Source organism: Geodermatophilus telluris, assembly GCF_900102745.1.
GTDB classification, from domain to species: domain Bacteria; phylum Actinomycetota; class Actinomycetes; order Mycobacteriales; family Geodermatophilaceae; genus Geodermatophilus; species Geodermatophilus telluris.
Genome location: NZ_FMZF01000001.1, coordinates 188,045 through 202,523, shown reverse-complemented (window position 1 = coordinate 202,523; position 14,479 = coordinate 188,045). Strand labels below are relative to the sequence as shown.

15 protein-coding genes are annotated in these 14,479 nt (G+C 73.9%); 10 read left to right on the top strand and 5 right to left on the bottom strand.

Going from position 1 to position 14,479, the window contains the following annotated elements:
* The first annotated feature begins 53 nt into the window (after positions 1–53).
* From atpA to BLQ97_RS00935, 6 genes are all read left to right on the top strand, one after another.
* Positions 54–1,682 (top strand): F0F1 ATP synthase subunit alpha, encoded by a 1,629-nt coding sequence (atpA, locus tag BLQ97_RS00960; protein ID WP_091362469.1) that lies wholly within the window; start codon positions 54–56, stop codon positions 1,680–1,682.
* Between the two features lie 4 nt (positions 1,683–1,686).
* Positions 1,687–2,649: a F0F1 ATP synthase subunit gamma gene (locus BLQ97_RS00955; RefSeq protein WP_091362468.1), complete on the top strand. Its 963-nt coding sequence runs from the start codon at positions 1,687–1,689 to the stop codon at positions 2,647–2,649.
* A gap of 32 nt (positions 2,650–2,681) precedes the next feature.
* Positions 2,682–4,127, top strand: a complete 1,446-nt coding sequence (gene atpD, locus BLQ97_RS00950; RefSeq protein ID WP_091362467.1) for a F0F1 ATP synthase subunit beta — start codon at positions 2,682–2,684, stop codon at positions 4,125–4,127.
* Between the two features lie 312 nt (positions 4,128–4,439).
* A complete protein-coding gene (locus BLQ97_RS00945) occupies positions 4,440–4,652 on the top strand; it encodes a hypothetical protein (RefSeq protein WP_091362466.1) in 213 nt (70 codons plus the stop codon).
* 189 nt (positions 4,653–4,841) lie between these two features.
* A complete protein-coding gene (locus BLQ97_RS00940) occupies positions 4,842–5,231 on the top strand; it encodes a F0F1 ATP synthase subunit epsilon (protein ID WP_091362465.1) in 390 nt (129 codons plus the stop codon).
* Between the two features lie 31 nt (positions 5,232–5,262).
* A complete protein-coding gene (locus BLQ97_RS00935; protein ID WP_091362464.1) occupies positions 5,263–5,664 on the top strand; it encodes a DUF2550 domain-containing protein in 402 nt (133 codons plus the stop codon).
* A gap of 12 nt (positions 5,665–5,676) precedes the next feature.
* Here the strand turns inward: BLQ97_RS00935 and BLQ97_RS00930 are convergent, their stop codons facing one another.
* Positions 5,677–6,279 carry a cob(I)yrinic acid a,c-diamide adenosyltransferase gene (locus tag BLQ97_RS00930; RefSeq protein ID WP_091362463.1) on the bottom strand — a complete coding sequence of 201 codons (603 nt, stop codon included), beginning with the start codon at positions 6,277–6,279 and terminating at the stop codon, positions 5,677–5,679.
* Positions 6,280–6,336: 57 nt separating this feature from the next.
* Here BLQ97_RS00930 and murA point away from each other — a divergent pair, with 57 nt between their 5' ends.
* The gene (gene murA, locus BLQ97_RS00925) at positions 6,337–7,617 is read left to right on the top strand and encodes a UDP-N-acetylglucosamine 1-carboxyvinyltransferase (RefSeq protein ID WP_091362462.1); all 1,281 of its coding nucleotides are present in this window, start codon (positions 6,337–6,339) and stop codon (positions 7,615–7,617) included.
* On the opposite strand, the gene BLQ97_RS00920 is transcribed toward murA, so the two are convergent.
* Positions 7,618–7,947 (bottom strand): hypothetical protein, encoded by a 330-nt coding sequence (locus tag BLQ97_RS00920; RefSeq protein ID WP_091362461.1) that lies wholly within the window; start codon positions 7,945–7,947, stop codon positions 7,618–7,620.
* A 103-nt stretch (positions 7,948–8,050) separates the two neighbouring features.
* On the opposite strand from BLQ97_RS00920, the gene BLQ97_RS00915 reads away from it, so the two are divergent.
* Positions 8,051–10,069 carry a protein meaA gene (locus tag BLQ97_RS00915; protein WP_091362460.1) on the top strand — a complete coding sequence of 673 codons (2,019 nt, stop codon included), beginning with the start codon at positions 8,051–8,053 and terminating at the stop codon, positions 10,067–10,069.
* Between the two features lie 4 nt (positions 10,070–10,073).
* On the opposite strand, the gene BLQ97_RS00910 is transcribed toward BLQ97_RS00915, so the two are convergent.
* Complete coding sequence (locus BLQ97_RS00910) at positions 10,074–11,264, bottom strand: sensor domain-containing phosphodiesterase (RefSeq protein ID WP_091362459.1); 1,191 nt, start codon at positions 11,262–11,264, stop codon at positions 10,074–10,076.
* A 59-nt stretch (positions 11,265–11,323) separates the two neighbouring features.
* A complete protein-coding gene (locus BLQ97_RS00905; RefSeq protein WP_091362458.1) occupies positions 11,324–12,046 on the bottom strand; it encodes a YqjF family protein in 723 nt (240 codons plus the stop codon).
* 51 nt (positions 12,047–12,097) lie between these two features.
* Between BLQ97_RS00905 and BLQ97_RS00900 the strand changes: the two genes are divergently transcribed.
* The gene (locus tag BLQ97_RS00900; RefSeq protein ID WP_091362457.1) at positions 12,098–12,871 is read left to right on the top strand and encodes an enoyl-CoA hydratase-related protein; all 774 of its coding nucleotides are present in this window, start codon (positions 12,098–12,100) and stop codon (positions 12,869–12,871) included.
* On the opposite strand, the gene BLQ97_RS00895 is transcribed toward BLQ97_RS00900, so the two are convergent.
* On the bottom strand, positions 12,868–13,701 hold the full coding sequence (locus tag BLQ97_RS00895) for a hypothetical protein (RefSeq protein WP_091362456.1): 834 nt from the start codon (positions 13,699–13,701) through the stop codon (positions 12,868–12,870). The two genes, BLQ97_RS00900 and BLQ97_RS00895, sit on opposite strands and share 4 nt — an antisense overlap.
* A 65-nt stretch (positions 13,702–13,766) precedes the next feature.
* On the opposite strand from BLQ97_RS00895, the gene nucS reads away from it, so the two are divergent.
* On the top strand, positions 13,767–14,450 hold the full coding sequence (nucS, locus tag BLQ97_RS00890) for an endonuclease NucS (protein ID WP_091362455.1): 684 nt from the start codon (positions 13,767–13,769) through the stop codon (positions 14,448–14,450).
* The last annotated feature ends 29 nt before the right edge of the window (positions 14,451–14,479 follow it).

The window sequence follows — 14,479 nt, the reverse complement described above, 5'->3', positions numbered from 1 at the left end:
CCACTCCAGACACCACCCAGCAGCAGCACCCAGCAGGGAAGAGGACGCGAGCCATGGCCGAGCTGACGATCTCCGCAGACGAGATCCGCAGTGCCATCCAGAACTACGTCACCGAGTACTCCCCGGACGTCTCCCGGGAAGAGGTCGGGATCGTCACCGAGGCCGGCGACGGCATCGCCCGTGTCGAGGGCCTGCCCTCGGTCATGACCAACGAGCTGCTCGAGTTCGAGAGCGGCGTCCGTGGCCTGGCCCTCAACCTCGACGTGCGCGAGGTCGGCGTGGTCGTCCTCGGCGACTTCGCCGGCATCGAGGAGGGCCAGCAGGTCCGCCGCACCGGCGAGGTCCTCTCGGTGCCGGTCGGCGACGGCTACCTCGGCCGCGTCGTCGACCCGCTGGGCAACCCGATCGACGGCGCCGGCCCGGTCGCCACCACCGGCCGCCGGGCGCTGGAGCTGCAGGCGCCCACCGTGGTGCAGCGCAAGTCGGTGCACGAGCCGCTGCAGACCGGGATCAAGGCCATCGACGCCATGACCCCCATCGGCCGCGGCCAGCGCCAGCTGGTCATCGGCGACCGCCAGACCGGCAAGACGGCCATCGTCACCGACACGATCATCAACCAGAAGGAGGCCTGGGCCACCGGCGACCCGGCGCAGCAGGTGCGCTGCATCTACGTCGCCGTCGGTCAGAAGGGCTCCACGATCGCCGCCATCCGCGCGGCGCTCGAGGAGGCCGGCGCGATGGAGTACACGACCATCGTCGCCGCCCCCGCGTCGGAGTCGGCCGGCTTCAAGTACATCGCCCCCTACACCGGCTCGGCCATCGGCCAGCAGTGGATGTACGAGGGCAAGCACGTCCTGATCGTGTTCGACGACCTGTCCAAGCAGGCCGAGGCCTACCGCGCCGTCTCGCTGCTGCTGCGCCGCCCGCCGGGCCGCGAGGCCTACCCCGGCGACGTCTTCTACCTCCACTCCCGCCTGCTGGAGCGCTGCGCGAAGCTCTCCGACGAGATGGGCGCGGGCTCGATGACCGGGCTGCCGCTCATCGAGACCAAGGGCAACGACGTGTCGGCCTACATCCCGACCAACGTCATCTCGATCACCGACGGGCAGATCTTCCTCGAGACCGGTCTGTTCAACTCCGGCGTGCGTCCGGCGATCAACGTCGGCATCTCGGTGTCCCGGGTCGGTGGCTCGGCCCAGATCAAGGCGATGAAGTCCGTCGCCGGCCGGCTGCGGCTGGACCTTGCGCAGTACCGGGAGCTCGAGGCGTTCGCCTCCTTCTCCTCGGACCTCGACGCCTCCAGCCGCGCCACCCTCGATCGCGGGCAGCGGCTCGTCGAGCTGCTCAAGCAGGGCCAGTACCAGCCCTACCCGGTGGAGCGCGAGGTCGTCTCGCTGTGGCTGGGCACCACCGGCAAGCTCGACCGCGTGCCGGTGGGCGACGTCCGCCGCTTCGAGGCGGAGTTCCTCGACCACGTCGCCCGCAACGAGACCGGCGTCTTCGACGAGATCCGCACGTCGAAGACCCTGGGTGACGACGCGGTGCAGGGCCTCGAGCGGGCGGTGGCCGCCTTCTCGCAGCAGTTCACGACCTCCGACGGCAGCTCGCTGACCGAGCCCGAGGCCGAGGCCATGGACGCGTCCGAGCGTGGCCAGGAGCGCGTCCAGGTCAAGAAGGGCTGAGGCGGTGGCCGGTTCGCTCCGCGCGCTGCGGCGCCGCATCCGCTCCACCCAGTCGACGAAGAAGATCTTCTCGGCCCAGGAGCTGATCGCCGGCGCCCGCATCGTGCGTGCCCAGGCCCGGGTGGAGGCCTCCAAGCCCTACGCCCGGGAGATCACCCGCGTCCTGTCCGCGCTGGCCTCGTCGGCGTCGCTGGACCACCCGCTGCTCACCGAGCGCCCGGACGCCCGCCGCGCGGCGGTCCTGGTGATCACCTCCGACCGCGGGTTCGCCGGCTCGTACAACGTCAACGTGCTCCGGCGCACCGAGGAGCTGCTCTCCCTGCTGCGGCAGGAGGGCAAGGAGCCGGTGCTCTACGTCGTCGGCCGCAAGGGGGAGACCTACTACTCCTTCCGCGACCGCCCGATGGAGCAGACCTTCACCGGCTTCTCCGAGCAGCCCGGCTACACCGACGCGCAGGAGGTCGGTGCCGCGCTCATCGACGCCTTCACCGCCGGTCAGGACGACGGTGACGGCGGCTCGGGCGCGGACGGCGTGGACGAGCTGCACATCGTCTACACCGAGTTCCGGTCGCTGCTGGCCCAGGTCCCGGTCGCCAAGCGGATGGCCCCGCTGGAGATCGAGGAGGTCGAGGAGTTCGACTACGAGCGGGAGGACCGCGAGGCCGGGCGCACCGGCGACAGCGGCGTCCCGACGTCCTACGAGTTCGAGCCCTCGGCCGAGGCGCTGCTCGACGCGCTGCTCCCCAAGTACGTCACCACCCGCATCTACGCGGCGATGCTCGAGGCGGCCGCCTCGGAGTCGGCGTCGCGGCGGCGGGCGATGAAGTCGGCGTCCGACAACGCCGAGGAGCTGGCCAAGAACCTCTCCCGCCAGGCCAACCAGGCCCGGCAGGCCGAGATCACCCAGGAGATCAGTGAGATCGTCGGCGGCGCCGACGCACTGGTCTCCGCCGGCGCCGACGACTGACACCCGAACCACCCGAGCCAGGAGCGACTCCCATGACCGTCACCGAGGACCGTCCGTCCACCCAGTCGACGCAGGCCGCCGGCCGCGTCGTCCGGGTCACCGGGCCGGTCGTCGACGTCGAGTTCCCGCGCGACGCGATGCCCGACCTGTTCAACGCCCTGGAGGTGGAGGTCACCCTCGCCGACCTGGGCAAGACGCTGACCCTCGAGGTCGCCCAGCACCTGGGTGACAACGTGGTCCGCACCATCTCCATGCAGCCCACCGACGGCCTGGTCCGCGGCGCGGCGGTCACCGACACCGGCTCGGCCATCTCGGTGCCCGTCGGCGACGTCACCACCGGCCACGTGTGGAACGCGCTGGGCCAGTGCCTCGACGAGCCCGGCTACGGCCTGGACGCCCCGCGCTGGGAGATCCACCGGCACGCCCCGCGCTTCGACCAGCTCGAGGGCCGCACCGAGCTGCTCGAGACCGGCATCAAGGTCATCGACCTGCTGACCCCCTACGTGGCCGGCGGGAAGATCGGCCTGTTCGGCGGCGCCGGCGTGGGCAAGACGGTGCTCATCCAGGAGATGATCCGCCGCGTCGCGCAGGAGTTCGGTGGCGTGTCGGTGTTCGCCGGCGTCGGCGAGCGCACCCGCGAGGGCAACGACCTCATCACCGAGATGACCGAGTCCGGCGTCATCGACTCCACCGCGCTGGTCTTCGGCCAGATGGACGAGCCGCCGGGCACCCGCCTGCGGGTGGCGCTGTCGGCGCTGACGATGGCGGAGTACTTCCGCGACGAGCAGAACCAGGACGTGCTGCTCTTCATCGACAACATCTTCCGGTTCACGCAGGCCGGCTCGGAGGTCTCCACGCTGCTGGGCCGCATGCCCTCCGCGGTGGGCTACCAGCCGACCCTGGCCGACGAGATGGGCGAGCTGCAGGAGCGGATCACCTCGACCCGCGGCCACTCGATCACCTCGCTGCAGGCCATCTACGTGCCCGCCGACGACATCACCGACCCGGCGCCGCACACCACCTTCGCCCACCTCGACGCGACGACGGTGCTCTCGAGGCCGATCTCGGAGAAGGGCATCTACCCGGCCGTCGACCCGCTGGACTCCACCAGCCGGATCCTCGACCCGCAGTACGTCGGGCAGGAGCACTACGCGATCGCCCAGACGGTGAAGCAGATCCTGCAGCGCTACCAGGAGCTGCAGGACATCATCGCCATCCTCGGCATCGACGAGCTCTCCGAGGAGGACAAGGTCACGGTCAACCGGGCCCGGCGCATCGAGCGCTTCCTCTCGCAGAACATGTTCGTGGCCGAGGCCTTCACCGGGCAGCCCGGCTCGTTCGTGCCGCTGTCGGAGACCCTCGAGGCGTTCAAGGCGCTCACCGAGGGCAACTACGACCACGTGCCCGAGCAGGCCTTCTTCATGTGCGGTGGCCTCGAGGACCTCGAGCGCAACGCCGAGAAGCTCAAGCGCGGCTGAGGACGGCCCCTCGCCCCCGCCGGTCGCGGCGGGACCCGGCGAGGGAGGCCGTTCCCCGGCACGGAGCGCACGACGGCCGGGCACCCCGAACGGGGTGCCCGGCCGTTACGCGTCCGTGACCTGCGCGGACGTCGTCCGTGCGGGACCGGTGACGGAGCGTCGGGACCGGCCAGGAAACACCCGGCGGAGTGGTTCACACCCGCCGTCCGTGGGCAACGGGCCTGGCGGTTGACCCCTCAAGAGCGGGAGCCTGCTTGCCGATCGAGCAGGTGGCGCCCGGAGGGACCGGACGCTCGGTTGCGGGAGACGACGATGGACTGGCTGGACGGGACGAGCACGGACGCGACGGTGAGCCGGCTGCCGATCAGCACCCCCGACCCCGGCTGGACCTGGCCGCCGTCGGCGCCGGTGTCCCACGTCGACGACATCCGCTACGACACCGAGGACTGGGCGCCGGCCTCCACCGTCCGCCACCCCTGGGTGCGGGTGGGCCGCTGGACGCTGCTCTACCGCCGCGCCGCCTGAAGAAGGACCACCCTTCCCCCCACGCCTCGCAGGCTCGGCGCGGGCCCCTGAAGGGTGGCCGTTCCAGCACGTTGCCCGGCCCCCACGGGGCGCCGGGCCGGCCGCGGCTAGAGTGGGGAGGACCGTCGCCGTGCCCGCTTCCCGGCCGGCGTCCTGAACACCGCCCGTCGGTGGACCCGGAGGAGTGTCGTGGCGACCCTGCAGGTCGAGTTGGTGGCCGTCGAGCGGACGATCTGGTCCGGCGAGGCCAGCATGGTCATCGCCCGGACCACCGAGGGCGAGATCGGCGTCCTGCCCAGCCACGCCCCGCTCCTCGGTGAGCTCGCCCCCGGCGGCGTGGTCACCATCCGCACCGTCGAGGGCGACGACCTCGTCGTCGCCGCGCACGGCGGCTTCCTCTCGGTCACCCCGACCAAGGTCTCCATCCTCGCCGAGACGGCCGAGATCTCCTCCGAGATCGACGTGGAGCGTGCCCGTGAGGCCCTGCGCCGGGCCGAGGAAGGCGGCGACGACCCGGAGGCCCGGGCCGCCGTCCGTCGCGCGCAGTCGCGACTGCAGGCCGCCGGCCAGTCCGCCTGACCCGACCGGACCTCCCCGCGCCACCCCGCCGGTGACCACCGTCCTGATCGTCGTGGCCGCCGCGCTGGTGGTCGCCGTGGTGGTCGCCTTCCTGCTGCGCCGGCGGTTGCTGCTCAGCGGGCTCGGCGCGGTGACCATGTGGCTGCGCCCGGCCGGGAGCTCCCGCTGGTCGGTCGGCGTGGCCTGGTACGGCGGCGACGCGCTGCTGTGGTACCGCGGCCTGTCGCTGTCGGTGCGGCCCCAGCAGCGGCTGTGCCGCCACGAGGTGCGGGTGGAGAGCCGTCGTGGTGCTGGCCCCGAGGACGTCGCCCTGCCCGACGACGTCGTCGTCCTGTCCTGCGCGACCGGCAGCGGCCGCAAGGAGCTGGCCATGGAGCCCTCGACGGTGACCGGGTTCCTCTCCTGGGTGGAGTCGGCGCCCCCGGGCTCCTGAGCTCCGGTCAGCTCACCGGCGCGCCGCCCGCTGGGCGTGCACGCCGCTGTGCGCGCCGGGCTCCCACAGCACGTCGCCGTCCGGGTTGGCCTCGCGGGCGAGGATGAACAGCAGGTCCGAGAGCCGGTTGAGGTAGCGCGCGGTCTCGGGGTTGGTGCGCTCGCCGTCGGCCTGCAGCAGCGCCCACACGCTGCGCTCGGCCCGCCGCACGACGACCCGCGCCTGGTGCAGCAGCGCCGCCAGCGGGGTGCCCCCGGGCAGCACGAAGCTGGTCAGCGCCGGCAGCGCCTCGTTGTGCTCGTCGCAGGCCGCCTCCAGCCGCTCGGTGTAGGCGGCGGTCACCCGCAGCGGCGGGTGCGCGGGGTCGGGCACCACCGGCGTCGACAGGTCCGCGCCGACGTCGAACAGGTCGTTCTGGACGCTGCGCACGAGGTCGGTGAGCTCCGGCGACGGGGACCCGAGGGCCAGGGCGATCCCGAGCACGCTGTTGGCCTCGTCGACGTCGGCGTAGGCGACCAGCCGCGGGTCGGTCTTGGTCACCCGGCTCATGTCGCCCAGGTGCGTCTGGCCGGCGTCACCGGTCTTCGTGTAGATGCGCGTCAGCCGGACCGTCATGCCGGCGAGCCTAGGAGGTGGGCGGAGCGCGCCGGCGCGCCACCGTAGGGTGGGCCGGTGCAGTGCTTCGAGGTGACCGGCGGCACGGCCCTGACCGGCCGGGTGCGCGTCACGGGGGCGAAGAACAGCGCCCTCAAGCTCATGGCCGCCGCGTTGCTGGCCTCCGGGCGCACGACGGTCGACGAGGTGCCCGACATCCTCGACGTCTCGATCATGAGCGAGGTGCTGCGCCGGCTCGGCTGCGGCGTCACCTACGAGCGGTCGGGGCTGTCCGGTGGCGGCGGGCGGGTGGTCGTCGACGTGCCCGACGACCCGGCCACCGAGACCGACTACGACCTGGTGCGCCGGATGCGCGCGTCGATCAGCGTGCTCGGCCCGCTGGTGGCCCGCTGCGGCAGCGCCCGGGTGGCGCTGCCCGGCGGCGACGCGATCGGCTCCCGCGGGCTGGACATGCACATCTCCGGCCTCGAGCGGCTCGGTGCCTCGATCCACAGCGAGCACGGCTTCCTGGTGGCCAGCGCGCCGCGGCTGCGCGGCACGTCGATCTGGCTGGACTTCCCCTCGGTGGGGGCGACGGAGAACCTGCTCATGGCGGCCGTGCTCGCCGAGGGCACCACGGTGATCGACAACGCCGCCCGCGAGCCGGAGATCGTCGACATCTGCTCGATGCTCACCGCGATGGGCGCGCGCATCGACGGCGCGGGCACCTCCACGCTGACCGTCGAGGGCGTGACCGAGCTCGCCCCGGTCACCTACACCACCGTCCCCGACCGGATCGTCGCCGGCACCTGGTGCATCGGGGCGGTCATGACCCGCGGGGACGTCGTCGTCGAGCGGGCCGTGCCCGAGCACCTCGCCGTCCCGCTGGACAAGCTCGTCAGCGCCGGCGCCACCGTGGAGGTCGTCGACGGCGGCGTCCGGGTGGCCATGGACGAGCGGCCCCGCGGGGTCGACGTCGTCACGCTGCCCTTCCCGGGGTTCCCCACCGACCTGCAGCCGATGGCCGTCGCGCTGGCCGCCGTCTCCACGGGCACGGCGCTCATCACCGAGAACGTGTTCGAGGGCCGGTTCATGTTCGTCAACGAGCTGGTGCGGCTCGGCGCCGACGTCCGCATCGACGGCCACCACGCCGTCGTCCGCGGCCGGGAGCGGCTCTCCAGCGCCCCGGTGGTGGCCACCGACATCCGCGCCGGCGCCGGCCTCGTGCTGGCCGGGCTGGTCTCCGACGGCGTCACCGAGGTGCAGGACGTGCACCACGTCGACCGCGGTTACCCCGACTTCGTCGACCAGCTGCGCGGTCTGGGCGCGGGCATCACCCGGGTCGACCGCGACGGGTAGTCAGGCCGCCGGGAACGAGGCGGCGATCTCGCGGGCGCGGGCGGCGTCCTCGGGGAACACCAGCACGTCGGCGCGGTGCGGCGAGGGGCAGCGGACGGTGGAGCGGATCCCGGCGTCGGACAGGACCGCGCGGAAGGCCAGCGCCGACTCCCGGCGGGAGAGGGTGGCCACCCGGGTGAGCAGGCCGTCGTCGGACGGCACCGGACGGCGTCGCGTGCTGCCGGACCGGCCGGTGCCGAAGGCCCAGCGCATGAAGAGGGCCAGCAGCACCATCACCACGACCGCGACCACGGGTCCGGCGATGTAGCTGAGGCTCCCCGGCTGCAGCATCTGACTCCTCCCGGGCCGGCAGTGCACGATCCAGTGTGCCACCGCCGACGTCCCCTCGACGGGGGTGCTACTGGCGGGTAGCCGGGCCCTACACTCCGCGGGCATGCCGTCCCCTCCGCCGCCGAAGGACCGCGACCGCCCCTGGGTCATGCGCACCTACGCCGGCCACTCGTCGCCGGCGGAGTCCAACGCGCTCTACCGCCGCAACCTGGCGAAGGGGCAGACCGGCCTGTCGGTGGCCTTCGACCTGCCCACGCAGACCGGCTACGACCCCGACGACGAGCTCGCCGTCGGTGAGGTGGGCAAGGTCGGTGTGCCGGTGGCGCACGTCGGTGACGTGCGCGCGCTCTTCGACGGCATCCCGCTCGACGGGATGAACACGTCGATGACGATCAACGCCACCGCGATGTGGCTGCTCGCGCTCTACCAGGTGGTCGCCGAGGAGCAGGGCCACGACGTCGCCGCGCTGGCCGGGACGACGCAGAACGACATCATCAAGGAGTACCTGTCGCGGGGGACCTACGTGTTCCCGCCGGGGCCCTCGATGCGCCTGATCACCGACATGGTGGCCTACACCGTCACGGCGATGCCGAAGTGGAACCCGATCAACATCTGCAGCTACCACCTGCAGGAGGCCGGGGCGACGCCGGTGCAGGAGATCGCCTACGCGATGAGCACCGCGATCGCCGTGCTGGACTCGGTGCGCGACTCCGGCCAGGTGCCGCCGGAGCGCTTCGGCGAGGTGGTCGCGCGCATCTCCTTCTTCGTCAACGCGGGCGTCCGCTTCGTCGAGGAGATGTGCAAGATGCGCGCCTTCACCCGGCTCTGGGACGAGCTGACCGAGGAGCGCTACGGCGTGCGCGACCCGAAGCACCGGCGCTTCCGCTACGGGGTGCAGGTCAACTCCCTGGGCCTGACCGAGGCGCAGCCGGAGAACAACGTCCAGCGGATCGTGCTGGAGATGCTCGCGGTGACGCTGTCCAAGGACGCCCGCGCCCGCGCGGTGCAGCTGCCGGCCTGGAACGAGGCGCTCGGCCTGCCCCGCCCCTGGGACCAGCAGTGGTCGCTGCGGCTGCAGCAGGTGCTCGCCTACGAGACCGACCTGCTCGAGTACGACGACCTGTTCACCGGCTCGGTGGTCGTCGAGCGCAAGGTCGCCGAGCTGGTGGAGGGCGCCCGCGCCGAGATCGCCCGCGTGCAGGGGATGGGCGGCGCGGTGGCCGCCGTCGAGTCCGGCTACATGAAGGGCCGGCTGGTCGCCTCGCTGGCCGAGCGCCGCCGCCGGATGGAGAGCGGCGAGGACGTCGTCGTCGGCGTCAACCGGTTCGAGGGCACCGAGCCCAACCCGCTGCTGGCCGACCTCGACGCCGCCGTCCAGGCGGTGGACCCCGCCGTGGAGTCCGCGGCGCAGGAGGCGGTGCGGGCGTGGCGCGCCGGGCGGGACGCCGAGGCGGTGCGGCGCGCGCTCGCCCGGCTGCGCGAGGTCGCCGGCACCGACGAGAACCTCGTGGCCGCCACCCTCGAGTGCGCCCGCGCGGGCGTGACGACGGGGGAGTGGGCCGGCGCGCTGCGCGAGGTGTTCGGTGAGTACCGGGCGCCCACCGGCGTGGCCGCGGCCACCGGCGGCGGCGAGGCCGACGAGACGCTCGTGCGGGTGCGCGAGCGGGTGCGCGCCACCGGCGAGGAGCTCGGCGGGCGGCTGCGCTTCCTGGTGGGCAAGCCCGGCCTCGACGGGCACTCCAACGGCGCCGAGCAGATCGCCGTCCGCGCCCGGGACGCCGGCTTCGAGGTGGTCTACCAGGGCATCCGGCTCACGCCCGCGCAGATCGTGTCGGCCGCGGTGGAGGAGGACGTGCACGTCGTCGGGCTGTCGGTGCTGTCCGGCTCGCACCTGCAGGTGGTCCCGGCGGTGCTGCGCGGGCTGCGGGAGGCCGGCCTCCACGACGTCCCGGTCGTCGTCGGCGGGATCATCCCCGACAGCGACGCCCGGCGGCTGCGCGAGCAGGGCGTGGCCCGGGTCTTCACGCCCAAGGACTTCGGGCTCACCGACATCATGGGCCAGGTCGTCGACGTGGTCCGTGCGGCGCACGGCCTCGACGAGCGGGTGCCGGCGCCGGCCTGAGGCCTCACCCGGCGGGTGGCACCGCCGGCCGGCCGAAGAGGTGACCCTGGCCGAGCCGGACGCCGCGGGCGAGCAGCGCGTCGCGCTCGCCCGGGGTCTCCACGCCCTCGGCGACGAGCGCGGCGCCGGTCTCGCCGGAGAAGGCGACCAGCGCGGCGGTCATCGCCTGGCGGGCGGGGTCGGCGTCGACCCGGCTGACCAGCGCGATGTCCAGCTTGATGGTGTCCGGGCGCAGTCGCAGGATGTGCCGCAGGCTGGCGTAGCCGGCGCCCGCGTCGTCCACGCCCAGCCCGATGCCGGCCCGGCGCAGCGGCTCGAGCGCGGTTAGCACGGCCGCGTAGTCCTCGATCGGGCTGTGCTCGGTGACCTCGACCGTCAGCCTGGTGCCGGCGGCGGCCCGCACCAGCAGCTCGCCGACCTCGGGGGTCAGCAGCGCCTGTGGGGAGAGGTTGACCGCCAGCGGCAGGCCGCGGGGCAGCCGGGCCGCCGTCTCCAGCGCCGTGCGCACCGCCAGGATCTCCAGCTCCACGCCGAGGCCGACGGCCGCCGCGTCGGAGAACAGGGTCGCGGGGCCCTGCTCCCGCCCGGGGAAGCGGGACAGCGCCTCGTGGCCCACGACCTCGCCGGTGCGCATGTCCACCACCGGCTGGAGGGCGGTGGTCACCGTCCGCCGGTGCAGGACGTCCAGGACGCGGGTGCGCCGGGCGGCGAGCTCGCTCTCGGCCAGCTGCTCGGCGGCGAGGTGGTCACCGAGCAGCTCGGCGAGCATCTCGACCGTGCGCACGGCCGACCCGTCGAGCTGCTCGCCCGGCTCGCGGCTCAGGCAGCAGAGCATGCCGACCGGGCGGCGGTCGGAGGCGCGCACCGGAGCGCCGACGTAGGAGCCGATCCCCAGCTGCCGGGTGACCGGCAGGTCGCGGGTGGCCGGGTTGCGGTCGGCCGCGGTGATCAACGGAGGCAGCTGCCCGGAGAGCACCCGCACGCAGAAGGACTCCTCCAGCGGCAGCGACATGCCCTCCGCGACGTGCATCGACGCGAGGTCGCCGGTGGCCCGGGTGAGCTGCTGGCGGTCCTCGGTGAACACCGACAGCCAGGCGATGTCCATCCCCAGCCGGTCGCGGGCGAGGTCGAGCAGCCGGTGCACCCAGTCGCCGTCCTCGGTGGTGGTGGGCCGGGTCGCCGGGGCTGCGGTCACCCGGGCATCCTCCCGGCTGCGGCGGCGGTACCCAAGGGGTTGCGGAACGTCGCCGTGCGTCAGGCGGGCGGGCCGAAGCGGACGTCGACGCCCGGGGAGAACAGCACGCTGTCGGGCGGGCCGCCGACCCCGGGCAGCCCGGCCGCGGCGAGCAGGTCGCCGTCCCAGGTCAGGAGCTCGGCGCGGTGCAGCGGCCAGGCCGGGTGCTCGTTAGGCCAGTAGTACGTGCGGCCGAGGACGGTCTCGTGCAGACCCCAGCGGCCGGTGAGGAACCGCTCCAGCGGGTCGGGGTCGGCCAGCGGCGGGCCCACCCGCACCTCGACCCGGCCGCCGGCGCCCCGGGGACCCGGCCAGCGCCGGCGGGAGGTGTAGACCAGCCGGTCGCCGTCGCGGGCGAACCGCATGCGCGACCACAGGTAGGGCAGGCCGGCCGCGCGGGCGACCAGGACGGGCAGCAGCCGGTCGGCGTCCAGCGACCGGAAGACCACGCCGCGGCGGCCGCGGGCGTCCACCGAGTACAGCCGCACGTTGGTCTCCAGGAACGACCCGACCCAGGGCAGGCCGGGGGAGCCCAGCACCCCGATGCGGCGCATCCGGAAGGGCACCAGCCCCACCCAGCTGCGGCCGTCGTGCACGTCCGGGGAGGTCCCCGGCGGCAGCAGCGGCGCGACCAGCGCGGGGTCGACGGCCCAGTGCAGGAAGGCGACGTCGCGCCAGCCCTGGCTGAACAGCGTCCGGCCGGCGGCGCGGGGGGCGGTGTCGGTGACGTCCTCGGGCTGCACGTCCCCAGCGTGCGTTGCCGGACGGGTGGGGGGCGTGGTGAGGTCGGCCACATGAGTGCCGAGGGAGCGCCGCGCGTCGAGCGCGACGGCGACGTCGTCCGCATCACCCTGTGCCGGCCCGCCCGGCGCAACGCGCTGTCCCGGGAGCACCTGGGCCAGCTGCTCGAGGCCGTGACCGAGGTCGGCCGCTCGGACGCCGCGGGCATCGTGCTCGCCGCCGAGGGGCCGGTGTTCAGCGCCGGCCACGACTTCGCCGACGTCGTCGACCGGCCGCTGCCGGAGGTGCGCAGCCTGCTGGCGCTGTGCACCGAGCTCATGGAGGCGATCCAGTCGGTGCCGCAGGTGGTGCTGGCCCGGGTGCACGCGCTGGCCACCGCCGCCGGCTGCCAGCTCGTCGCGTCCTGCGACCTCGCCGTCGCCGCGGAGTCGGCCGGGTTCGCCGCGCCCGGCGGCAAGGGCGGCTGGTTCTGCCACACGCCGATGGTCGCCGTCGCGCGCAACGTGGGCCGCAAGCGCGCGATGGAGCTGGCGCTCACCGGCGACGTCATCGACGCGCGCACCGCGCTGGACTGGGGCCTGGTCAACCGGGTGGTCCCCGACGACGAGCTCGACGCCGCCGTCGACGACCTCCTGGGCCGGGCGATCCGGGGCTCGCGGGCGAGCAAGGCGATCGGCAAGCAGACGATGTACGCCCAGCTCGACCGGCCCGAGCGGGACGCCTACACCACCGCCGTCGAGGTCATGGCCGCGACCAGCCAGCTCGACGGCGCCCGCGAGGGCATGCGCTCCTTCCTGGAGAAGCGCGCGCCCGTCTGGACCGACTAGCCCAGGTCCGTGCAGCCCGACTCGTGCGGCAGCACGGGGCGGAGGGCGATCGACCAGCGGCCGCCGTCAGGTGTCACCCAGGGGGTGAGCGCGTTCGCCGTCGCGGCCGCGGCGAGCACGTCGGCGGCCTGCTGCCCAGTGGCGCTCACGCAGGTCAGTCCGGCGCCGACCGAGGCGCCGGGCAGTGCCGGTCCGGGCCAGGCGACGTCGGGCTGCGGCAGCTCGGGGTCGCCGCCGGTGTGCGGCTGCACGACGGCGGCCACGGTCTGCGGCACGTAGGGCTCGCCGGAGGCGGGCAGGCCGGTGAGCGCGTCGACCAGGTCGCGCAGCCGGCCCCGCGCCCCGGCCTGCTCGGGGGTGACCGTGTCGTCGGGCGTCTCGGCCAGGGCGTAGACCTCCCGGACGGCGGTGCCCTCGTCGGTGACCAGCGTGAAGCGGGTCGTCGTCGCGTCGGCCAGCGGCGGCTGCCCGAGGTCGCCGCTGCCGGTCACGCCCGCGGCCACCGCCTGCTCGACCAGCTCACGGACCGTGCCGGCGTCGACCTGCTGCACCTGCACGTTCGGCAGCGCCGGCGCCGGCCAGATCGCGATCTGCGGGCCCGGGGTGAGCACCCGACCGTCGCCGTAGACGGTGACCACCGGCAACCGGGTGGCCAGCTCCTCGGGGGTGGTGTACCCGCCGGTGTGCGCCACCTGCAGCACCAGCCCGGCGGGCAGCGGCGCGGGCTCCGGCGCCGGCGTCCCGGTGTCGCCCGGGCCCGTCGCGCAGGCCGCGGTGAGCGCCAGCAGCAGGACGCCGCCGAGGACCCGGCCGGGACGCGTCCTCCTCACGGTCCTGCGACGCCCGGCCCGGCTCGGCGGTTCCCGTCGTGACCGGACCGGTACCGTCGGCGCCCGTGCGTCTGGTCATCGCCCGCTGCTCGGTCGACTACATCGGGCGGCTGACCGCCCACCTGCCCATGGCCAACCGGCTGCTGCTGGTCAAGGCCGACGGCTCGGTGTCGGTGCACGCCGACGACCGCGCCTACAAGCCGCTGAACTGGATGACGCCGCCCTGCACGCTCAAGGACGAGCTGGTCGACACCCCCGACGGGCGGGCGGGCACCTGGACGGTCACGAACAAGGCCGGTGAGCAGCTGGTCATCACCATCGAGTCGGTCGAGCACGACTCCACCCACGAGCTCGGCGTCGACCCCGGCCTGCAGAAGGACGGCGTCGAGGCCGAGCTGCAGCGGCTGCTGGCCCTGCACGTGGAGACCTTCGGCGCGGGCTGGTCGCTGGTGCGCCGGGAGTACCCGACCGCGATCGGCCCGGTGGACCTGCTCTGCCGCGACGCCGACGGCGCCACCGTGGCGGTCGAGATCAAGCGGCGCGGCGAGATCGACGGCGTCGAGCAGCTGACCCGCTACCTCGAGCTGCTCAACCGCGACCCGCTGCTGGCGCCGGTCAAGGGCGTCTTCGCCGCCCAGGAGATCAAGCCCCAGGCGCGGGTGCTGGCGCACGACCGGGGCATCGACTGCGTGACCGTCGACTACGCCGTCCTCAAGGGGACCGACGACCCCACCCAGCGCCTCTTCTGAAGGACGGGGCCGGCGTGGTGAGAGACTCG